19 protein-coding genes are annotated in these 23,339 nt (G+C 42.1%); 3 read left to right on the plus strand and 16 right to left on the minus strand.

All coding sequences use genetic code 11. The annotated features are described in order from the left end of the window. Window positions 1-82: 82 nt before the first annotated feature. The 8 genes from FCL46_RS08690 to FCL46_RS08725 all read right to left on the minus strand — a co-directional run bounded on the left by FCL46_RS08690 (window position 83) and on the right by FCL46_RS08725 (window position 6,701). Entirely contained in the window at window positions 83-1,213 is a 1,131-nt protein-coding gene (locus FCL46_RS08690) for a PQQ-dependent sugar dehydrogenase (protein WP_136806096.1), read from the minus strand. 208 nt (window positions 1,214-1,421) lie between these two features. Beyond that, complete coding sequence (locus FCL46_RS08695; RefSeq protein WP_217909590.1) at window positions 1,422-1,868, minus strand: superoxide dismutase [Ni]; 447 nt, start codon at window positions 1,866-1,868, stop codon at window positions 1,422-1,424. 250 nt (window positions 1,869-2,118) lie between these two features. Further along, entirely contained in the window at window positions 2,119-2,598 is a 480-nt protein-coding gene (locus FCL46_RS08700) for a signal peptidase II (RefSeq protein WP_136806097.1), read from the minus strand. Window positions 2,599-2,812: 214 nt separating this feature from the next. Further along, complete coding sequence (locus tag FCL46_RS08705; RefSeq protein ID WP_153307110.1) at window positions 2,813-2,974, minus strand: hypothetical protein; 162 nt, start codon at window positions 2,972-2,974, stop codon at window positions 2,813-2,815. Between the two features lie 155 nt (window positions 2,975-3,129). After that, window positions 3,130-3,528 (minus strand): YkgJ family cysteine cluster protein, encoded by a 399-nt coding sequence (locus FCL46_RS08710; RefSeq protein WP_136806098.1) that lies wholly within the window; start codon window positions 3,526-3,528, stop codon window positions 3,130-3,132. 135 nt (window positions 3,529-3,663) lie between these two features. Further along, window positions 3,664-3,957: a mercury methylation ferredoxin HgcB gene (gene hgcB / locus FCL46_RS08715; RefSeq protein ID WP_136806099.1), complete on the minus strand. Its 294-nt coding sequence runs from the start codon at window positions 3,955-3,957 to the stop codon at window positions 3,664-3,666. A gap of 7 nt (window positions 3,958-3,964) precedes the next feature. Beyond that, a complete protein-coding gene (gene hgcA, locus FCL46_RS08720; RefSeq protein WP_420811255.1) occupies window positions 3,965-5,161 on the minus strand; it encodes a mercury methylation corrinoid protein HgcA in 1,197 nt (398 codons plus the stop codon). A gap of 226 nt (window positions 5,162-5,387) precedes the next feature. After that, window positions 5,388-6,701, minus strand: a complete 1,314-nt coding sequence (locus tag FCL46_RS08725; RefSeq protein WP_136806101.1) for a hypothetical protein — start codon at window positions 6,699-6,701, stop codon at window positions 5,388-5,390. A gap of 220 nt (window positions 6,702-6,921) precedes the next feature. Between FCL46_RS08725 and FCL46_RS08730 the strand changes: the two genes are divergently transcribed. Beyond that, complete coding sequence (locus FCL46_RS08730) at window positions 6,922-7,989, plus strand: iron-containing alcohol dehydrogenase family protein (protein WP_136806102.1); 1,068 nt, start codon at window positions 6,922-6,924, stop codon at window positions 7,987-7,989. Window positions 7,990-8,127: 138 nt separating this feature from the next. Here FCL46_RS08730 and FCL46_RS08735 read toward each other — a convergent pair whose 3' ends face one another. The 8 genes from FCL46_RS08735 to FCL46_RS08770 all read right to left on the minus strand — a co-directional run bounded on the left by FCL46_RS08735 (window position 8,128) and on the right by FCL46_RS08770 (window position 21,196). After that, window positions 8,128-8,496, minus strand: coding sequence for a response regulator (locus FCL46_RS08735; RefSeq protein WP_136806103.1), 369 nt, complete (start codon window positions 8,494-8,496; stop codon window positions 8,128-8,130). A 15-nt stretch (window positions 8,497-8,511) separates the two neighbouring features. Beyond that, window positions 8,512-8,667 carry a hypothetical protein gene (locus tag FCL46_RS08740; protein ID WP_167505783.1) on the minus strand — a complete coding sequence of 52 codons (156 nt, stop codon included), beginning with the start codon at window positions 8,665-8,667 and terminating at the stop codon, window positions 8,512-8,514. A 101-nt stretch (window positions 8,668-8,768) separates the two neighbouring features. Further along, entirely contained in the window at window positions 8,769-9,245 is a 477-nt protein-coding gene (locus FCL46_RS08745) for a chemotaxis protein CheW (protein ID WP_136806104.1), read from the minus strand. Between the two features lie 181 nt (window positions 9,246-9,426). Continuing rightward, entirely contained in the window at window positions 9,427-15,057 is a 5,631-nt protein-coding gene (locus FCL46_RS08750) for a hybrid sensor histidine kinase/response regulator (RefSeq protein ID WP_136806105.1), read from the minus strand. An 84-nt stretch (window positions 15,058-15,141) separates the two neighbouring features. Next, window positions 15,142-15,702 carry a chemotaxis protein CheW gene (locus tag FCL46_RS08755; protein WP_136806106.1) on the minus strand — a complete coding sequence of 187 codons (561 nt, stop codon included), beginning with the start codon at window positions 15,700-15,702 and terminating at the stop codon, window positions 15,142-15,144. A 39-nt stretch (window positions 15,703-15,741) separates the two neighbouring features. After that, complete coding sequence (locus FCL46_RS08760) at window positions 15,742-17,613, minus strand: response regulator (protein WP_136806107.1); 1,872 nt, start codon at window positions 17,611-17,613, stop codon at window positions 15,742-15,744. Window positions 17,614-17,773: 160 nt separating this feature from the next. Further along, window positions 17,774-18,943 (minus strand): ABC transporter substrate-binding protein, encoded by a 1,170-nt coding sequence (locus tag FCL46_RS08765; RefSeq protein ID WP_136806108.1) that lies wholly within the window; start codon window positions 18,941-18,943, stop codon window positions 17,774-17,776. An 81-nt stretch (window positions 18,944-19,024) separates the two neighbouring features. Next, window positions 19,025-21,196, minus strand: a complete 2,172-nt coding sequence (locus tag FCL46_RS08770; protein ID WP_136806109.1) for a methyl-accepting chemotaxis protein — start codon at window positions 21,194-21,196, stop codon at window positions 19,025-19,027. 1,297 nt (window positions 21,197-22,493) lie between these two features. Between FCL46_RS08770 and FCL46_RS08775 the strand changes: the two genes are divergently transcribed. Then, window positions 22,494-22,799 (plus strand): rhodanese-like domain-containing protein, encoded by a 306-nt coding sequence (locus FCL46_RS08775; RefSeq protein ID WP_136806110.1) that lies wholly within the window; start codon window positions 22,494-22,496, stop codon window positions 22,797-22,799. Further along, entirely contained in the window at window positions 22,800-23,303 is a 504-nt protein-coding gene (locus FCL46_RS08780; protein WP_136806111.1) for a hypothetical protein, read from the plus strand. The last annotated feature ends 36 nt before the right edge of the window (window positions 23,304-23,339 follow it).

The following is a 23,339-nucleotide window of genomic DNA, read 5'->3' on the forward strand; positions in this document are numbered from 1 at the left end:
ATTCTAATAGTTCTGAGATTACAGTTTATTATTGAGCCTGAAACCTATTCTGTCAAATACGCGCGCGCGGTGGCTTGATAGCTCATTTTGGACGAAGTCTGAGAATTTTCCCACTGTCTGTAGAAAAGTAGATATATCCATCAGGTCCTTCAATGAGGGCGCGGATACGTTCACCTAAATCCTGAAGAATCCTTTCCTCTGCTGTTGGTATCCCGTCATCATTGAGGTGGATAATATTGATATGCTTAAGCTTTAAGGCGCCGGCAAAAAGAAATCCCTTCCATTGCGGGAAGGCTTTCCCTGAGTAAAGCATTAAACTTCCAGGAGCTATGGAAGGGATATACACCTTGTGAGGGGATTGTATGCCTGCTTTTTCGGTTCCTTCACCTATAGAGATGGGTCCATAATATTCTTTGCCGTGAGAAACGATAGGCCAGCCGTAATTTTTACCAGGATAGATGCGGTTAATTTCATCACCACCACGCGGCCCATGTTCAATGAGCCATAATCTGTTGGTGGCATTGTCAAAGACCAAGCCTTGTGGGTTGCGGTGGCCGTAACTGTAGATTTCCGGTCGCGCCGCTGTGATGTCCACAAAAGGGTTATCTTCAGGTACTGAACCATCAAGGTTTAAGCGGAGAACTTTACCAGCGTGGTTGGTGAGGTCCTGGGCGTTTGGTCGTTCACCTCTTTCACCTACAGAAAAGAAAAGATGTCCTGCTGAATCAAAGGCGATACGACTACCATAATGGCGATTGGTATCAGTGGCTGATCGTGTAATGAGCAGATCATCCCAGGCAATAAGTCTATTATGTGATCGTTTCGCTCTTGCCAGAGTTGTTACTCCATATTTTCCTGCAGGTTTACTGTATGTGAAATAGATCCACGGGTCCTGTTTATATTCAGGTGATACTTTAACATCAAGCATCCCTCCCTGGCCGGCAGCTTTTACCGGTGGTGATCCTGAGAGGTTGGTAATGGCAGAGGTGTCGAGTGAAAGTATTGAGATGCTGCCTGATTTCTGGGTGAAGATGATCTCATTGGCAGAGATAAAATCCATTCCCCACACAGTGTCGAGACCAGAAGCGAGTGTTTCGATACTGAACTGATCGCTTTCATCAGTTGCGGTCTCTGCTTTAGGCTGAATTACGAAACCGTTCAACATAAAGCAGAGAGTAGTTAGACTGAAGATCCATCTGTATAAAGAGTTCATATATTGCAAAGTATCTATTCTTATTTCGGATTTATCATCAATACAATTTTTCGCAGTTTGAGGTTCAACCCACGCGACTGAAATACATTGTCGCAAGTGATTTGTAACGATGTGGCTGCGAAAAAAGCTATTGCCCAGATGGGTTAGCTTTAGATTTTAAAAAATGAGGATTGCGGGCTTTTGCTAGTATAACGGTAGTGCTTCTGACTTAATGTGCTTCGAAATAGAGCTTTTCAAAATCAGCGACTAGCTTACGAAGTTCTTCGACATAAACCAGATCTGTTGTTTGTTTTGATTTCATAGCGGCGAGCAGCATTTGATGCAAAAGTTTGATTTTTTTGTCATAATCTTTTGTGTCGACTTTAATCCGTTGAGTCATGAAGTATTGGGTAACAATTTCCTGTAATTTATTGGCATGCTCTTCCTTGTTCATAACCCAGCGGAATAACTGATTTGAATTATGTGCTTTATCCGCTTCAAGATCATGTATCATACCCATGGATTTTTCAATCGTTGAAGTGTGTTCATTCAACAGTTTGATTCTGGTGGCATCATCATAAATACCGCATGGTATCTCACAATGTGCTGATGCGTTTGTAGAAAACAGCATCAGAGAAAAAAATGTGACGAGTATATGTACCATGGAAAATCTCATATTCTACTCCTTTTAAATGTTCAGGTTTACGTGCGTTTACTGAAATAAGCAGGATGTGTAATATTTCTGTGATAACAGCTACAAGTAATAAACCATCTTGATACGTTCAACATAATATTACAGGAATTACGGTTGGCAAGTCCAGAGGTTAAAATCTGTTAGGAATGTGAGCAATATGGTTAGTGAATGTTGAATGGCAATGTAATGCGGATCAAAAGAGGTGCGGGAAACAGTGTGTAAAGGACTCTAGTTAATCTCGGGTCAGGCTCATGCCAAGGCCGAACGAGCATGCAAGGATGAGTGCGTCTGCGAAATTGAAAATACCAGAACGCAATGGTCCGATTCCTATACTAATAAAATCGATAACGCCTCCGTTATTTATGAGACGATCAAGAAGGTTACCTAGACCTCCTGCAATGATGAACGATAAAAAAATACATTGTGAATCCGAAAATTTAGCGGTTGTTATCAGCAGGTAGAGTGACATGAACAGGAGTGAGCCGACACCAAATGTCAGCACATAGAATCGAAAAGGCTCAGGTAGGATATTGAAATACCCAAGGAATCCACCATGGTTTTCAACATATTGAAACTGGATGGTATTAAATAAAAAATGGGTTGTAACGCGGCCCTCAAGATAATGTCTTGCAATCATCTTGGTTAGCTGGTCTCCGAAAAGACCGGCTAACACGATGAGAATGACATGAATGAGTCGGGATTGCCTTTGCATTGTAGACTTACACGTAGTGAAAAGGCAAAATTAGAAAATACGATGTGGAAAATTTACTCACCAGAGGAGTATTAAGTGCTGGACTGAAAACCGCCAATTTCCCTGATTTCTTAGTTGGTCTCAAATTCTGATCAGCAAAATATTTAGCATATTCATGCGGTTAAAATTGTCGCCCGTCTTGAGATTGAAAAAAATGCAGGTTTTCGTTCAGGCACTATTTATCCTCTATATCCCGAACCGTGACATTTGAAGCTCGAGGAGCCTGAACACAGCGACTCTCGTAGAGTGTTTCAATTGCCAGAAGGTTCGCATCGAGTTTTTCGAGTTCTTCTTCGCTAATATCACATTCTTTATTTTCAGTATTTTGGGCTGACATCGCTTACCTCCTGAGTAACATAGTGGTCGATCTGATCATTGTTAAAACTGCCACATAAGGTACGAGGTTCAGTGTAAGTACGCAATCAAATTCTATCAGTGAAATTATATTGCCATAAATGCAAGGTTATACACTCTGTCCAGGAGGTGAGGATTTTACTGAGTTAGGCCAATGTAGGCGCAAAAACCGGACCGGGGACCAATTCGGGGATGGTTTCTGCACGTATCAGGTCGTTGGTGATACATTGTGCATCTACGCGTGACTTTATCGAGAAAGAGGCAGTCGCCATTAGCCATTCTGGTAAGAGTGAAAAGCGCCTTTTTGGGATAAAAATGCTCTATAACACCTTCCTTTTTTAAACGCTTGGCAATGGTTTTAGGATTTTCTTCCAGTTCAAATTCATCCATATACTGCATACGGATCAAATCTCTGGCAGTTACTTCAACGGGAAGTTTACAGCAGGTAGCGTTACAGGTGCCGCATAATTTAGGGGTGAATTTAATCCAGGTTGAAGGCTCGTCGATATGGGAATGGTGCGAAACAGGAGATGGCATTGAACACATTAAATAGCAAAAATGAATGAGAAATAATGAGTGCTGTCAAAAAAAAGGCGAAAATATCATAAGTATACGAAAAAGGCCATACCTTATTAGAGATTTCGGCGTGCAATGTATAGAAAACTAAATTCTTCAGCAACAAGAGCCGGAAGATGGTTTACCTGTAAATTTTGAAATCCAGGAACTGATTATCAGCGTAGCACAGCCACAGCCTTCTTCCTCATTTACGGTAATAGCATTAACAGGACAATTAGTGGCGCAGGCGCCGCACTCCATGCAGGCTCCTTTGTCGATAAGTTTAGCCTTACCATTTTCTATTGAAAAAATTCTGTGTGGACAGGTGGTTTCACACATGCCGCAGCCAATACAACGTTCTGTGTCAAGACTCAGTATTGGGAGCTTTTCAAGGTAGCGAAGTTTCTTCATATCAGACTCAGGTTAAAAAGGGTGAAACAATCCACAGGAGAAGTGCGATAAAGGTGAATCCTATTTGTAAAGGAAGGCCTCTGCGCATTTCATGTTCAACTCCAGTGAGCGAGGTGAATGGCGTTGATCCGGTAAAATTCATGGCCATAAAGGAGCCGGTGGCGACAATCCATAAAAAAAGTGCGGTCAAGGTGGTGAGAGTATAATTATCTGGCAGAAAAATTAGGCAAACGATAGCCAATATAGACGCAGCAACAACACCTTTAAGCCAGAACTGCCTGAAAGGAAGATAAGGCAGAGCAAGGGGGACAACAACAGCTCCGGAAAAAATTGCGAGAAGTGTAGAGAGGAAAAAAAGCATTCCACGGGAGAACGCGCTAGCCAATGAATAGCCACCTGGCTCGATACCGGATATGACTGTGATTAAGAGAAAAGAGATTAAAAGTGGCTTAAACACTAAAGGTATCTCTACAGGTATGAGAACTGCCCGCTCCGATAATGAGAAGGTAACACTTCTCATTTGTTCATCAGCCTGCATGTTGTTAGCAAGATATGCAGGGAGGTCACTGATGAGTATTGGACCGAATTTACCTGTAAAACCGCATCGTTTTTTTAATTTCAGTGCAGATACGCCAGTTGCTGCCAGTTGCGGAAGAATAAGTGTTTTGTGACTAACCAGCTCGGATAGCCTGGACTTTACGACCTGGTATGCAACCTCTCCAGTAGAAAATGTACCTTTACCAGCGGCACACCAGACATTGATTCCTCGAGTATCAACGACTAACAGCCACACATCAATGCTGCTAAGGGCTGATCTGACTGAATCAAAGGTCAGTTTGTAGTTCGCTGTGACAATTACTGAAGATTCTTTATTTGGATTGCCAATTGCATAGAGGCCGGGAGTCACTTTGTAGTTATCTCTGCCAATACCCGTTCGCGCTCCAATGGATCCAAGGTGGTCCCTTCTTGAAAGTGTTGTATCAACACGCGGTACTGCACCAATTGATGTGACGAGAAAGTTCTGTACAAATGGTGCGATGATGTATCCTGCCTGTTCGTAATCTCCAGACCGGGGATCCGTTTCAGGGCCTCAGCATGGACCTGAGGCAACCTCTTCGGGAGGTTTGATCTGGTATTCAGGCTGTTTGCCTGAAACCTTAGGAAGGGGCAACGGTACTATGTTTATTTGTGGTTGTTGTTGCACTAGATACTGCTCCAGATTGAAATGGAAAATATTGTTTCCATCAAAAAACACTGAGTGCAAAAATGGAAACGCGTCACGAAGCGCAAGTATATACTACCGGCAAAGAATAACGCTGGCGACGGGCTGTGTCAAGATGGTGTATGCTGCAGCAACACCCCAATTTAAGAAGGCTTTCGAGTAACAGACGGGCAGGTTGATTAGCAACTCGTAATCATATTTTTAAATATCAGATCTTCTCTATTTGTTCTCGAAAAAGCTTGAGCATATCAATTCGAATAGTTGTGTGATCGAGTTGAAATATTTCAGCGGGAAACAGAAGGTCGGCAACGCCGGAATCAAAAATCCTGCGAACTTCATATTCATCATGAGCCACATCCTGCTGGTACATATAATTCAACCATGAACGGTTAGTGTGGATGATAAATTCTACACGCATACCACCAAGCCGAGCAAAAAACTTCAGCATTGGAGTTTTTTTAGATGAACCAGTTGCAGATGACGAATACTCGCCTGTACCTGTAAGCGTATCTGAGATATCTTCCAGAACCATAAACGAGTCTGCGCGTGATGCACTGCGGGTGAGATGATTCTGAAAAATTTTGACATCAGAGACAGTATCGAGAACTGCCATAAGACCAAGCTCATCGTCAACGGCTATAGCTGGATTCTTTTCATTTTTCCTGAGCAGCTTTAGAACTTTTGCTTCAGGTGGCTTCTTTCTGATTGAAACATAAATAGGGTATTCCCGCTCACCTACCTGGAATTTTCGCCGTTTTAGAAGGGTAAGTTTGGTTCCCTTGCTGGTTTTGATGCTGGCCGCTTTAGCGCGGTCGATAACTTTTACCGATTTGCAACTGAAATCATCCTCATTGTGTTCGGATAGAAGATACACGATGTCATGTTCACCTATTTTCTGTTTTCTGCTCCAGACAAAATCATTCAGAAATTTCAGAAAATTAGAAAACTTCACCTCAATTTCCGTTTCCCCCTCACGCTGATGAATGCTTGCGGCAAGATTCATTAACTGCAGCTTTCTTCTGGCTTCAAATCGTGCCTTTTTGTGATAACGATCATCGAAAATAATCAGCAGGAGTTGAATCGGGTCGTTAGCTACTTCGATTTCGTTTGTTGTGGCGATGTGCGAAGTGTAAGGTTTGAATATTTTATTTTTGAGACTGTTTACGACAGCATCAGCTGTTCGTGCATATTCATGGACTCTGGATTCGATTTCTCTGGTATTTCCCTGTATGCCGAACATGTTTGCCAGTCGCGCATATGCTCGCTTACTAATCTGGTCCCTGAGTTCGTCATTTTCTATGATTTCCTGTATCTCCTCAAAGCTGGAAATTTCAAGAAATTCAAAGATCTGACTTCTGAGAGCACGATATTTCGTGACATTATTAGGAGTTTTAGAGAGTCGCTTCACCCATTCTCTGGTTCGCTTTGAAAATGGTTCTGAGAGATTTACACAATCCTCTACTGCGAGAGGCCCGTGCTGGAGTAAAGAGGTAAAAACACTGTTATCGCTATAGACAGACATAATAATCGTTATTGTTAAAGTAGGAATCTAAAGAATGAAAACCTATCTTGAAATTAAAGCTTGTCAAGCATAACTTGCAGACAAACTGTTTTAGTTGAGACTTTTCTAGGAAATCTGTCTTGAGTTTTGTATGGTTATCTGTTAGGGGAGCATGTGTAATTTATTTGCAGGATATGGTACCTTGGCTTGTATTAAAATTCATTAAATATACGGTATAAAAATGTACAGAAACTTCAGTATAGTACCCAAAATTATCTTTGGTAGAGGATCTTTCAATCAGCTTGGAGATGTTCTCAAGGAGAGACGTGTCACACCTGACTCATACGTTGTATTTGTCATTGATGATGTTTTCAAAGGAACTGCATTGGAGTCACGCCTTCCTCTTGAAGGGAAAGATTATCTGCTTCGCGTCAATGTAGATGATGAACCGAAGACACAATATATAGATGCACTTGTAAAACAGATTAAAGAGTATCACCCTGTAAAGCCTGACGGAGTTGTTGGAATAGGTGGTGGTAGCGCTATGGATATTGCAAAAGCTGTCTCACTGATGCTGAATAATCCTGGTTCTTCCGCTGATTATCAGGGGTGGGATATCATTGAAAACCCTGCAGTTTATCATGTTGCGATACCTACTCTTTCTGGAACAGGTGCTGAAATATCGCGCACGACAATTTTGACTGGACCGGAAAAAAAGTTGGGGATAAACTCCGATTATACTCTCTATGATCAGATTATGCTTGATCCTGAGTTACTTGAAGGTGTGCCAAAAGATCAATGGTTTTATACAGGTATGGATTGTTACATCCACGATGTTGAATCATTGCAGGGTACGTTCATCAATGAGTTCAGTAAAGCGTATGGCGAGAAATCGCTAGATCTATGTCGTCAGGTTTTCCTTGAGGAGCATGACGATCAGAATGATAAACTGATGATGGCCTCATATTTTGGCGGCATGAGTATCGCCTACTCGCAGGTTGGGGCATGCCATGCGTTGTCTTACGGTCTCTCCTATGTACTCGGTATCCATCACGGAATAGGGTGTTGTATAGCGTTTGATTATCTTGAAGATATCTACCCTCAGGGGGTAGAGGAATTCAGGGAAATGATGAGTAGACATTCTATCACGTTGCCACGTAACCTTACTGCTACAATGGACGATGCTTCTCTGGATAAGATGGTAACCACAGCACTTGGACTTGTTCCTTTGTGGGAGAATTGCCTCGGACCTGACTGGCAGAATATTATGACCAGAGAGAGAACCCTCGAAATATACAAGCGTATGTAAAAGCAGTCGTATTGTAGTATTTAAACGAAAAAGAAAACCCCGTAACAGGATCTCCTGTTACGGGGTTTTTTTTATTTTTACTCTGATTAACCGATGGCTAATCCGGCATTAGTGGTGAGGCCCTCTGCGTTGTAGATATTAACCAATCTGCTTTTGAATGGCCGCGAGCATATCACTTTCTTCATAGGGTTTGAAAATATAATCATCCGCCCCCTGCTTCATTCCCCAGAATTTATCGCTGGGCTGTGACTTACTGGTTACCATTATGACTTTGATGTCTTTGGTTTCAGCAGCTTTCTTAAGCTGTCTACAGATCTGATACCCATTTTGTTTTGGTAAGATAACATCAAGAAGAATCAGGTCCGGTTTATGCTCTGCTGCCAGATCAATTCCTTTTTCGCCTTCATCAGTAGTTATTACTTTATAGCCGTTTCCTGTACAAAGATCCTCAGCGATTTGCATATGCGTAGCACTGTCTTCAACAATCAAGATGAGTTTATCGCTCATAATACTCTTTCCATCCTATTTTTTAAGATATGCGTCAATTCCTTCTTCTTTCCACTTTTCCAGTGTCTTTTTATCATTACTTTTGATTTTGACACCTATGGCATTGACTGGCACGCTATTCTTTTTCTGTATTTCAATCCAGTTCTTTTTTACTCTTTCATTCATATTCATTACGTCATCCCCCTATGTGGTTTAGATTTGCGAGTCGTATATGATGAGTAACTACTGGTTGATAACAAAACATCTATCAGTGGGGTTTCTCTTTTTTAGCTTTACAACTCCTTTAATAGCATAGCTGCGATATCTGGCACTATCACAAGCTGATTGTCGGATAGGGTAAATGCTCCCAATATATCATCCTCATTTTTCTGCAAACCTGTGGCTTGAGCCAATGTGGAATTAAATGTGAGTTTTCTGATTCGAATAGAATTGGTAAGCCTGATGACTGCTTTTGATATGCCACCACTATGGAGTGGAACTTTAACAACTACATATTTGAGATTAGGTGCATCCGGGTTTTCTTGAAGTCCAAAATGTTTCTCAAGGTTGAAAACAGGTAAGGCTTCATCCTGATATTGTGCCCGTTGCAGTTGCGAGTCATTTCGGACTGATGGAATTGATGCGATGTCGTGTAATATATATTCCACCTGTGATTTGCTAATAAGCCAGTTCAAATTCCACCCATCAATCTGCTCAGTATTGGCAGGTATCAGGGCAACTTCCAGTTCGTTTCTAATGGATGTATTCATTATATTTTGTCAATTAATCAGAAGGTTGAAACTAAGAGGCAAGGAGGCTGTCCGAGAATAGGGATTTTGGTCAAAATCGAGATGTTTTCAAAAAATACGCACAGCCATATAGATGATATTGCGAGCATTATTTTTTGAAAATTCCGAAGAGTTTGAGAAAAAGCCATTCTCGGACGGCCTCCTAGTGACTCTGTTGCATGGAGCTCAACAGTTCTATGAAGTAGTCTTCCTGGAACGGTTTTGTCATATAATGACGTGCTCCAAGTTCCTCTGCTTTTTTACGATGCTTTTCAGATGCACGAGAAGTCAGCATGATAACAGGAATCTTACTGTATGCTTCATTGCTTCTCAGCATTCCGAGCAGCTCATAACCATTCATTCGTGGCATTTCGATGTCGAGAATTATTACATCAGGGGTAATCTCTTCAAGTTTTTCGAGGGCATCAATACCGTCAATGGCCTGAATTGCTTCCCATGATTGATTTTTTACCAATCGGGTAATACTGAATCGAACACTGATGGAGTCGTCAACAACAAGGACCTTGAGCGGACCTTGTGTTGCTGGCCCCTCAATGGTGACAATTTCCGGTGTGATTTCCTGCTGATCTGCAACAGAAAGCTCGCGAAGGTTCAGAATTGGAATAATTGTACCTTCACCGGTGAGTGTAACGCCGTTAATACCTTTTACATAGTGCAGATGACTACCGAGATCCTTGATGACAATTTCACGCTGATCATCCACGCGGTCAATTTGCATCGCTACAAGCTCCTCCCCTGTATTTACGACAAGAGTAAGGACGTCTGTGTAAAGGTTTTCTTCAGAGGAGATAGGAATTTGAAGCTTTTGTTTAAGCTGAATAAGTGGAATGGATTTGTCTTTGTAAATCACATTGGATGGATTAGCCGGATCTGTCTCACTCTGCTTAAACTTGCGTACCTCGGTAATGTCCTGAATTGGTACTGCAAACTGTCGGGAGGCAAGGTCTACAATTACTGCTCTGTTTACTGAAAGTGTAATGGGAATACTCAATTCAAAGGTTACGCCCTCTTCGGGGGAATTAATAACCTGAACGGTACCGCGAAGTTCCTGAATATTTCGTTGAACAACATCCAACCCGACACCGCGTCCTGAAATTTGACTAATATCATCGCGAGTGCTGACACTCGGTCTGAATATGTAGGGGAGAAGGTCCTGGTCACTAGCTGTTGAATCTGACGGAATAATGTTTTCAGCAATCAGTTTGGCTTTGAGTTTTTCAATATCTATACCTCGGCCATCGTCACTGATTTTGAGAACAACAAATCGCCCACGCTGATTGGCTTCAAGGGTGATCTGACCGGTTTGAGGTTTGTTTATGAAATTTCTGAGATCAGCATCTTCAATGCCATGATCGACACAATTACGAAGGATGTGCATGAGAGGATCAATGGTTCTGGCCCAGATGAAACGATCCATAAAGACATCTTCACCGATTACACTGAGATTGACTTTTTTATTTAATCGTTTGGCAGTCTGGCGAACTGTACGAAACATCATACGTGAAATAGATGACAATGGGGTCATTCTGATGCGCATAAGCTTTTCCTGCATCATCGCCATGGAAAGCTGCTGTTTGACAACCTGACTCTCAAGGCTTGATCCAAGAGTTGACATCTCCTGGTGAATTGCGTTCACATCGATAGAAAGCTCGTTGAGAGAACGAATGATCAGATTAAGTTGAGAGTATCTGTCTAATTCGATCGGGTCAAAGTCTGATAAATTAGCATTGATACCATCATTACCGGAACTGCTATCTGTAAGTTGTCCAGAACCAAAGCCGTAGAGTGACTGAGCTTCGAACCCAATTTCGAGCTCTTGAGATTTGCGTTTGAGAGTGTCTTTGATTGTATTCAGTTCACTCAGCGAATCAGAGAATTTTTCCATCAATTTCTCTATTGAGCCTCGAGCAACGACGAGGTCACCCTCGATATTAACCAACTCATCAAGATCGTGAAGCTTGACCCGTACATTTCCTGTGTCGGTGGGCAGGGTGGATGTATCTATTTTTAATTCCGGAGCCCGTTTAAATCGTATTTCCTTTGCCGCAGGAATTACAGAGTCAGCTGAAAGGATAGTGTCTACAGGTGTTGTTGCCTGATAATCAGCGCCCTCTGTATCCTCAGCTAACAGTTTCACTGTTTCTGTGTGGGTTGACTCAGGTGGTTGTTCTGTATCCGGCTCACTATAATCAACGAGAGCAGGTTCAACCAACTCTTCAGAGGGTGTTGCAGAAAAATCTTTCAGGGCAGGATCGGCTGATTCTTCGGCAAGTGTAACCTCTTCAGGAACATGTATAGAATGGGTTGAATCTTCTGCAGTAAGCTCACTGGATTCGAGGTCTTCATATATTTTGTTAGATCTGAGAAAGAGATGCCGGGCGAGAGCTTCTGCAATGTGCGTTACTTTTTTCGTATCATCTATATTGTCGGTCTGGGTCAGCGTTTCAATCAGATCCGTAGCTTCAGCAACTATAGCTACATCTTCAGGGGTTATGTCAGAAGATGAGTCATGTAACCAGTCTAAAAGATCTTCGACTTCATGTGCACATGTGGCAAGATTATCAAAGCCAGTCATGGCAGCAGCACCTTTAATCGTGTGTATGCCTCTTCGTAAACTACTGAGTGTCTCGCGAAGAGCAGAATTGACGATTGAGGTTACAGCTACTTCAGTGACGAGTGTATTGAGATTTTCATTAATTGTTTGCAGGTGCTCTTCGCATTCTGCCTGGAAAATGGCCAATAATTCTTCGTGTTCTTCTTTGGTCATTCCATCAACATCTGAAATCATGTCATCTGATTCTTCTGGGGCTGCAAAAGCGAGATCTGTTACGATGTCCTGCTCGTCAATTTCGCTGAAGATGTCTGCTTCAGCAGAAATAGTGGTTGTGTCTTCACATGATGTTTGGAAAGCGCTTGATGTAGTATCGATTTCTTTACCAACTATTTCCGGTAAGTCTTGACTATCAAGAGTATTTTCAAGAACGGCGGTAGTGATTTCTTCAATAGAGGATTCGAAAGTCTCTTCCGGGGGGGTAATATCAGGTGCATTGACGCTTTCTTCACTTGTGTCATCAAAGCAGATAGCGATAGCATCTTCAATATCCGCTTGTGCCGCGTTTTCAAATCCTTCTGCAAGAGAATCTTCGTTATCCGCATCGCTGGATTCTTCAAAACTTGCGGAAATGGTCTGTTCAAAATCTGATACGACCACATCGTCAATACTGGAAGTAGTAGAATCGATATTTGCTGTTGTGTTAAAATGTTCGTCGTTTACTGCTGTATCCGGTTTGATTTCCGGGGTAGTAATGTCATCAAGATCAAATACATAGTCATCATCAAATTCTGGTAATTCTGAATCTTCCAGGGCAGGTTTAGGGCTTACTTCAAATTCGGCAGACGATAAAGCTGCTATGTCGTTTGACATAAAACCATCGATAGTAGAGTCTAATGTCTCTTCATACGATGGCTCTAAAGCGTCTTCACTTTCATCACTATTGTTAGAACGATTCAAGAGATGGCTGGCAACGGCTTCAGCTATAAGAGTGGCATTATCGGAATCCGATAACGATTCTGATTGAGTGAGTGTTTCAATAAATTCTACAGCTTCAGCGGTTACGGTAATATCAATTGGTTTGATGGTTGAAGATGAATCATGAAGCCAGTCAAGCAGGTCTTCTACTTCATGAGCACATCTGGCAAGATTATCAAATCCCGTCATGGCTGCAGCGCCTTTAATTGTATGTATACTTCTTCGTATGCTGCTGAGTGTTTCACGAAGGGCAGGCGTGAGTATTGTTGTTGCCTGAATTTCAAGAGAGAGTGGATTTAACTGAGAATGTATGCTCCCAAGTTGTTCCTCACATTCGGCCTGGAAAATTGACAGTAATTCCTGTTCCTCTTCTTCAGACATGCCTGAAGAATCGGCTGAAGATATCCCGGACTCATCGGTAGTACTGTCAAATTGTGTTATCTGGCTTAACTGATTCTCTGCTTCAATTTGGCTGAAGATATTTAGTTCGGCTAAACTCCCAGTTTCATTTGGTTCTGAATTTGATTCATATATTGAAGAATCAGGTGATTGGCCCTCTGTTGAAGATACAATTAAACTGTCTTGGGATATTGAGTCAGCCAGGTCACTATCTCTACGTTCCTGGAGGTATTCTTCAATAGGTAAAAGTATAGGAACCCTCTTATCTGAACTGTTACCCTGCAGTGAGGAAGAAAGGGATTCGATATAATCGATAGCTTCAGCAATAAGAGCAATATCTCCCGGCATAATCTCGTTGCTGTCATCGTGGATCCAGTCGAGAAGCTCTTCGAGTGCATGACTGCTATCTGCGATATCTGTAAAGCCGGTGATTGCAGCAGCGCCTTTGAGGGTATGTACGCCATGACGGATTATGTTCAGGGACTCAAGAGTGTCGCTGTTCATCTGGCCAGGTTCGCTTACAGCGTTTTCAAGTGTTAAGAGTTCAGTCTTAATAGTCTGTAGATGTTCGTCACATTCACTGCGGAATATTAGGATCAGCTCATCTTCTTCCTGTAGAGTATCGATCTCGTCAGAGGGAGATTGTGATTCAGGTTCAGGGGAGGTGAAGGGCTCAGAAGAAAAATGATTAGACTGGCTATACACTTCAGGAGGCTCGATGTCGGACTCAAAGTCTTCAGCATTGTCATTGTCGTATTCTACATGCTGAAATGATAATTCTTTATTTTCAATATCTTCTTCGGTAGCATTTCCTTCAATGAAAACATCATAATCGTCATTGTCCAAGCTATCGGCAGGTGTGGTTAACTGCTCATCCTGAGTTAATTCATCAGGTGGATAAATATTGGGATCAGATCCTATTGAACCCTTATCATTATTATACATGCCCTCAGCTTCAGGAGAAAGAAGCAGGTCCCGTATAGAAGATAACTGATCCTGGATTTTGATGATAACGAGTTCACCCTCGTAAGGCGGCATTGAGAAAACCAGATCCACATATGAGAGAAAATCTTGAAGAAGGTCTGAGGAATTATTGTCAACTAATTCGGGACTATCCTGAAGCTGATGAAGAATAAAAAGAAAACTTGAGAGAAGATCATGATGCTGAGTGAGTCCTGCGCATCGTACGCATTCCGAAAGCGTTTCAATCGCACTTGAAAGATCTTTAAGGATGTCTTCAGGAATTGTGCTTGAGGTTCCAGAAGAAGAGTGAGCAGTTAACTCCTGAAGCAATGGAACAATAGAGCGAAGATCATATAGGCATTCTTCCTGATTCAGTTGTATCTGAGCGTGTTCGGGACTACCCGTTTCTTTGGATTTTTCTGAGTTCCGTGATTCAACAGAAAGGGCGTCCTGAATATAATCAGGGAGAACGATTGATCTGTCTTCACCAAGATGGTTTTCAAGTGAATTGAATTCCACGAGAGCTTTTGTAAACAAAAGCTCTTGAGCATCATCCGTTCGTTCATTCAGAGAGCAAAAGTCACAGATTCGAGCAGTAACATTGTCAAGAAAATCGAGGTGAGAATGTATTTCAGTATTTTCACCTTCAAGAAGGTCAGCTACAACAGCTTCACAGAGGCCGGCGCTATGGCTCAGGCCTGTGTATTGGAGTTGTGATGCAGCTCCTTTGATATTATGAAAGAGCCTGTATAGTTCGCTGAGAATATCAAAATCAGCTGAGGTTTCCTGCAAAATGGAAATTGCCAGTTCTATCTCAGGCAGATATCCTTCAATTTCTTTAAAAAGAATTCCTGCGATCTTCGATTGTGGTGACTGCGACATCTATATCTCCCTTTTGCAAGAGGAAAAGTAAAAATGGTTTAACGTGTGGTTGTCTGTTTGTAATAGCACGTGTTTTCCAGATTTCTAGTCAGACAGGTAATATTCCATCAGGCGATCCATATTCATGAATTCTAATGGCTTTATGATCTGGTATCTGGTCCCTTCTACAGTGAAGCTGGTACTGAACACTTCCGGTTCGGTTCGAAAGTATTCGGACTCACTATTAGAAATGCAGGCCGATTCAGGTCTTGATACGGTGGCTACTACCTGATCAATACCAATTCCGATCTTCATACTGTCGCTTCTGATTACAGCGAGCCGTTTTGGAGTGCCTGCTGCACCTTTTTTATTTGTCATGAGCAGATTCAAGTCTATAACAGAGACTATTTCACCGCGTTGACCAATAATCCCCAGGATCCAGCTTGGCAGATTTGGCAGGGGGGTTATAGCAGGCATGGTGCCAATCTCTGAAAGACCATTGATCGGCAGAGCGAGGTGCTCAGATCCGGTGCGCACCAGTACATACTTGCACATTTCCTCTTGCTCACCGAGTATCGGATTAATTTTTCTGGTCCCTTTAAGAATCTGCTCTTCAAGGTTGAGTTGGTTATCAATCGAACCAATTATTTCATTTAGCGTGTTCATGGGTCACTATGTTGTGTAAAAATTGATTATTCATGTTCACTATAAATAGTTGCCAATGACTGAGAGCAGCTTTTGTGGGTTGAAAGGCTTGGTTATGTATTCGTTAGAACCTGCAAGCAGCCCCTGCATACGGTCGTCTGAAGCACGTTTTCCAGTTAACATGATCACGGGGATGTCTTTAAAATGTTCAATTATTTTAAGACGCGGCAAAAATTTGTATCCTGTCATGTCGGGCAGCATTACATCGAGTAGTACAAGGTCAGGTTTGATCTTTTGAGCGATGGTAAGCGCATCACGACCTGATGTTGCCTCATACATTTTGAAACCATTTCTTCCAAGAATCATAGCCAGTACTTTTCTTGATGTGCTGCTGTCCTCTATTACAAAAATCGATTTTCTTGAGTCTTTCTTAGGCAGAGCAGGTCGACTTTTCGTTTGAGACAGTTGAACCGCTGAAGTATGCAGGGGATTGGTATGTTGGCTGGTTTCGGGAGACTGAGCCGGCGTGGATGCCACCTGAGCCTGCTCCATTGGATTTGATATGGTAGATTTCTTAGGAAGGTATTGCTGGATAAGCGCTGTCAACTTTTGAGGGTTGAATGGCTTTGTTACATATTCATTTGCTCCTGCTCTAATCCCCAGCATGCGATCACTTGTATCGTGTCTGCCAGTTAACATAATCACAGGAATTACTGATATGTGATTATGATTTCTCAGGCGTGGAAGCAGCTCATGACCGTTGGTATCGGGTAACATAACATCAAGCAGGATGAGATCCGGCTTGTTTGATTGAACTGCATTGAGCGCTTCTTTTCCAGTTGCTGCCTCAATAATATTATAACTGAGACGCTTAAAGAGCATCGACAGCACTTTGCGTGAAGTCTGACTGTCCTCTATGATAAGAATTGTAGAATTGTCTGGTTGCTGTTCATGTTTTGCTACGGTTGACGTGATGGCAGCAGGTTTTTTTACAGTGGATTGCGTTTTAGCAAGAGCAAGTAGGAGTGAAAGGCTTTTCTTAAAGAGTGCAGACTGCGGGGAGAGCTTAACAGCTGAACGCATACATCCCAAGGCACGCTTCTGATCTTTCAAGTTGAAATACCCTAAAGCCATTGCGTAAAGTACACGGCTAATGGATTTATCCTGAGTGTATGCTTTATAATAGTGGGTAAGTGCCAGTTGAATTTCTGGAATTTTCAGGTTGGATGAGACCGGCTGCGCTGTTACCTTCAGGAATGCATGACAGTGGCTACAATAGTTTTGCTGTGATAAGATTGACCAGCAAAAGATGCATCGTTGTGCTGGAGCTTCACCACTATCTAACTGCGGACGTATTTTTCTCGCTTCCCGCAATACATCCTGATCATGATTTCCCCATCGACAGGCTTCGTCAAGCGCTTTTTCCACATGGTCTTTTTGGGTCAGAATGCGAGATTTCCAGAGCCATGCTGGATAGAAAAAACGATTATGTCGAACAATCGTAACGAGTTTCTCGACAGCTTTCTTGTATTGAAACTGGAAGAAGAGTGTCTGGGCTTCCTGTAGTAAGGTCTCTTCCTCTTTTTGTGAGAGAATAGGAACTTTTGCAGGTTGAGACGAAAGAAAACGCTCGATTTGGGAAAGGGGGATGTAAATGGTTTTTTGAACCGGCTCAGAGGAGCGTATACGTTCAATCAATGGTTCATTAAGCAGAACTAGAGACAGTAACGCACCGTTACCTTGAAGTATTCCTGAATGGGCGGAGAAAACAGCACCTGCACGAACATGAATAATTCCTTGGCGAAAGGAATTGCTGACACGAAGATCGACATCCAGTTTTTGCTGTTGAATTCTTTTCAATGAATTAACAAGGCTTTCAACATTGGCGACATTGGCAGCATTTGCTATTGGCGGTGATGGAGACTTTTCCATATCAGATTACTACTCTTGAGCTGTTCCCAGTTGCTTTGTCTGACCATGCTCGGTACTGAGCTGGTAATGACGAGGCGATGGAAACAGCATATATTGGGTTAAAACTCCTTAGCCGATTTAAGAGCATGACATAAATAGCAGTATTCTCGGCTATTGTAACTTACGGACAAACGGATTCGTGAAAGTTTAAAACTCCATCTTGAATTTTAACTATCACTGCGCATTTACTTGGAGTTCCTGTTTCATTAAAACTCATCATCCCTGAAGCACCGTCAAAATTCTTGACGTTAACAAGGGCATTTTTTACTGCCACTCTATTTGCAAGGAGATTGTCACTGAGACCACCTGTATCCTTTATCGCCTGCAGGAGTGCACGAACTGCATCCCAGGTGAGCGCTGCCGGCTCATCAGGACTTGAGCCATATTCAGCCTTGTAGGCGTCAACAAATTTCTTATTGATACCGGTCGCGCCGCCGGGAGCATAGTTGCCGGAAAAGTAGAGTCCGTCACAGTCGCTGCCACACTCGCCAACGAGGTCGCCGCCAGCCCAGGAGTTACTGCCAATGATAGGAAGATCTAAATTAAGTGCCTTGGCCTGCTTGACGATAAGCGGTACTTCGTTGAAATGCTGAGGCGTAAAGATAAATTGAGCTCCGGATTGGCGGATTTTCTCAAGCTGTTTTGAAAAGTCTTGATCACCTGTACGAAATTGTTCGAATGATACTAATGAGCCAGGACCGTTTACAGCCTCAAAGGATTCTCTAAATGCCTTTGCCATTCCGCGAGAATAGGGATTGAGTTCGTTGTAAAGAACTGCGGCCTTGGTTGCATTAAATTCTTTTGCAGTAAATTTGGTTAGAAGAGGACCCTGGATTGTGAAAATAAAACAGCTTCGAAAAACGAATGGTTTGTTACGTGTGGTGATTGGAGAAGTCGACCACGGGGATATCATAGGCGTGGAGAACGAGTTGGCCATCTGGCCAACAGGAATTGCCTGAAGACTGCTTAACGGACCCACGATTCCTATAACCTGCTCTTTGCTTACCTGATTAATTGTCAGCGTTGAAGCGGTTGATGGATTTGAACCATTATCTCCATAGAGAAACTCAACATCATAGGTTGTATCACCTACTTTAAGTCCACCCTGCGCTTCCAGTTCTTTACGGACAAGCTCTGCAGCATTCTTGGAATGGTTGCCGACAAGTTCAAACATGCCGGTCAGCGGTATGTTAAATCCTATGCGTAACTGAGGGTTACTGGCGAAGGAGGATTGACTGGAAACAACTAAAAGTGCGAGAAAAAACAACATACAGCGAAAAGCATGGTTCATGGTCTACTCCATTGTAGTGAAAAGTGGTCGCGCTGTTTCCCGCGCGACCACTTTTCATAAGTTGCTAATGTCTTACTTTTCTCACGCTGCCTGAGTGGTATCCGAAACTTTGAACATCTCAACAGCGGAACGCAGATCGCGGGCTGTTCTACTCAAAACATCCATCGATGTTGCAGTCTCCTGAGATGAACGGGAAGACTCCTTACTTACCTCACCAATTTCATGCATTGTTGAGGAAATAGTCTCGGACACGAGTACCTGCTCAGTAGCGGATGTTGTAATAGCTTCAATGAGGTCAGCGAGTTGGTTTGATACCTCTTCAATTTCCTGAAGTTTGGCATGAGCATCATCAGCGAGCTGTGTTCCTTCCACAACTGTACTGATACTTTCATCCATACGGGTGGAAACGTTTTTAATCTCTGCCTGAATGTTTTTAACAAGTGCTTCAATCTGCTTTGTTGAGTTACTTGAACTTTCAGCAAGTCGCTGTACCTCGTCCGCAACAACTGCGAAACCGTGACCAGCATCACCGGCCATAGCGGCCTGGATAGAAGCATTGAGTGCGAGAATTGATGTTCGATCAGCGATATCGTTAATAATCTGGATAACGTTACCAATCTCCATTGAACTCTCACCAAGACGTTTAATGGAACGAGCAGTTTCATTAATCTGCTCACGAATATCACTCATCGCTGCATTTGTCTTACGTACAGCCTCAGCACCTTCACGTGCATTCATACGGGACATCTCAGAAACGTTTGCAGACTGCAGTGCGTTATCAGAGACATTTCTGATGGACTCAGACATGTTTTCGATTGCCTGAATAGCGTTGGTAACTTTTCTGGACTGCTCAATGTTTTTATTAGCGAGAGTGATGGTCTGCTTGGAAACATCTTCGGATGTATCATCAACCGATGCGGTAGCTTGCTTAACCTTACGAATAATGTCTGAAAGTTGATCACTCATTGCGTTGAACGAGTCTGCAATTGCGCCTGTCATATCCTCAGTAACTTCGGCACGCGCTGTAAGATCACCATCAGTAAGAGCACTAATCTCCTCAAGGAGTTTCATGATTGATTCCTGAATAGCATCACGTTCAGCCTGACTCTGGATAAGTACCGTAATGTTATCCAGCATGGCGTTCAGAGTAGAAGCCATTGATCCAAGCTCATCGTTACTTACCACCTCAGTTCGTGCATCAAAGTTACCCATGCCGATCTCACTGAGGAGCTCTACAATGTGATTAACCTGAGTTGTAAGGCCGCGAGAAAGTTTAATAGCGATAAAGATACCGAGTAAAATTGCAAGGACACCAACAGCGATAACGACCTTTTGGATGAGGGCGGTAGAGTCTTCCATCTGCTGGCGGGCGAGAGTCTCGTTCTTTACAGCAGTGCTAAGAAATGACGCGATAACAGGGTCAGCTTTCAGTGCTGCAGCTTCGTACGCCGCAATTCTTGCAACAATGACCTCATCAGTATTTGCAACCTCTGTGAACCACTTACTGAACTCTTCAATCTGCCCTACAATTCGCTCCTTGAGAACAGGGGATAGATCAGAAAGAAGGATCATTTCTGTAAAATCATCACGGGCGGAAAATACAGTTTTTGCAAAATCGCGATTGGGATTCGGAAGATATTCCTGAATAAATGACTCAAGTGTGTAATAGCTGTTTCTGAGTGCAATAGAATCGTAATATTCCTCATTTGCAGCCAAAGCCTTAAGGCTTTCCTGTAATTTGACAAGCTCACCAAATTCCTTATCAGCCCGAAGCTCGAGAATGTTAACGGTTCCAATAAATGCACTGAGATATTCGTTGATGGAATTCATAGCAGTTTGAGCTGCTTTAACAGCGTTGTCATCCTGTTTGGAATTAGCAAGCTGCTGGATCTGATAAATTGTCTGGTATGCCTGACCACCATGCTCGGTGAATGGTGTCAAAAAAGTTTCTTTTGCTTCCTGAATACCGATCTTCTGATATTTCAACAGAAAATCCTTTTCCATTCCCTGCATTACTCTAAGTGTGTTTTCCGTTTGCAGACTCAATCGGGCAATTTTACCATGAACCTGTACCAGGTCATCAATAGTCCTATTGGCAAAAGTTTGGGATATCAGTGTAATCGCACTAACCGTAAGGGTAAGGGCGATCATCAGTATGAATGCTAACATCAGCTTACTGCGAATGCTGAGGCCTTCTGTCAAACTGGATAAAACAGCACCATTCTGTTCCGACCCGTTAACTGTACTTTCCATTACTCCTCCGTGAATCCAGATTTTGCCACAGGTGATACACCTTAGAAGACAATTGTTACTGACAACACTACGTCTGATTGGAATGTCGGTAATCAGCAAACATGAAATTTTAAATGATGTTTTAGCAGGCAATGTGTTTTTGAGCGGAAAATCGCTGCCTGACTCGTTGTGGGATCTGAAATATCAAGTATTTTCAGATCATTGTGAGTAAAACATCCTTTTTTATTAATAGTTTACTGGTTGCGGGTGTTGCAATAGTACCTATTCTGCCAAAGATGGTAATGTATGTCCCTCGTATAACAAAACAAATCAGAAGGAATACTAAATGAATTGGTATTATTTGTCTACATCTGATTTAGCAATTAATTGATTAAAAAGTATGGTCGATGCAGCTAGTTATTACATGAGAGTAATAAAATATTAAATATTGTCTTTTGGGAGTGTGTGTCAACTAAGTATCCGAATGTTCCAGATAAATACGTGGGGAATTGGTTTGCTCTGTTATTGAGATAGAAAATCACAGACAAAAATAGGCAACTTGCTAATTACAAATAGCTTTAGCTTGATACCTGTCAAGTTGATGGGGTCTTGTGTGGGTGTCAATGGTACGACCAAAATACCAGATGGTTTGTGAGTTACCATTTAAGGCCACAGGTTAAAAACAAAATTTTAGAAATTTGAGTTATAGCATTTAAATGGAATGAAACAACGAGAGGGTATTTGTCCAAAACCTGTAAACTCGATCTTTCATGACGTGAGTTGTTTGGAGTTTCTGCAGGAGTCGTGTAAATCGGGACATCATTTGCTCATAATACTCACAATTGAATCTGTTTCATGAAACTGCTTGGGAAAGAGAGCATTTCAATGGCATAATATTTTCAGGAGATTGTCCTGGAATAGGAATTTTGGTTAGAATAACGAAATTTTCAAAAATGAGTACAGCATGTGTTTGATATATATTTGTTATCACGAGTTAAATTTCCACATGTTTGTGCGAAAGGTGATCGTCGGATATCCTCCCATGGGGGGCGCTTGGGTGAGCTGTTATCTTTCAAGTATTAGTTATTGTAAAAAAATAATGCTCGATGGTAAGTGAGGACTCTAATGTTACGGATACTGCTGTGTACGAAATCATAGCAAAGTCATGATTTGAGGGGGAAACGCTCAATACGACAGGCTTCTGATAACAAATATTTTTGTATTAGTGGCATTTTTGGACATTCTCCTAGGTGGAAGAAGGCTGCAACTATATAAATTACCGTTAAATATAACGGATAACATTTACACAAAGACTGAAATGAAATCTTCTGTTTGGTGGAATGTAACTCTGGTCATACTTGGAGTATTTGCTTTGGTAGATACTTCTTTTAGTTTCGAAAGGTTCGACATTGTAACGACAGCAGAGATGCAGGAATTACTAGATAACCGTAAAAAAGGTACTATTGACTTCATCCTTGTCAATTCTCTCGACAGGATTATATATCGCGAACACTCCATACCTGAATCAATCAATATTCCCTTGTCTGAGATTGGTACACATTTATCTCTATTAGGTACTGATAAAGATAAACTCATAATTACCTATTGCATGGGGTTCCGTTGAGTGTACGCATATAAGTTGGCAGTTGCCATCAAGAGAGCAGGTTATTCAAACATACGGATTTATAATGGTGGCCTTAAAGAGTGGATTGCTTCAGGTAATACGGTAGAGGTTATTGATCATCTGCAGGAGTACACCTTGCCAATGATTGATGCTGCAGAGTTACTAAAAAAAATTACAGCCGCAAAAGAGAACGGGTGCACCTCGGTAGATGGAAGACCGTTTTTGACTCTCCTGGATCTTCGTACAGAGAGAAGCCAGGCAGGTGGTAATGTGCCACTGAATATCGCCTCCAATTGTACAACTATTGAAGGTGTAATGGATGATTTACTTGATGAACAGTTTCGCAGTAATATTCCCATCGACTCACCAGTCTACGTTATTACAGAAACTGGCAATAGAGACAGGTATGTCGGCAGATTCCTGAAAAAGTATGGTTATACCAATATTACCGGGCTGATTTTTGGAATGCGTGGATGGATTAAAGCTGACTACCCAACAAATTAATAGATTTTACTATCGTCAATGAAAAGCAATAGAATA

Source organism: Desulfosediminicola flagellatus (assembly GCF_005116655.2).
In the GTDB taxonomy this organism is placed as follows: domain Bacteria; phylum Desulfobacterota; class Desulfobulbia; order Desulfobulbales; family Desulfocapsaceae; genus Desulfopila; species Desulfopila flagellata.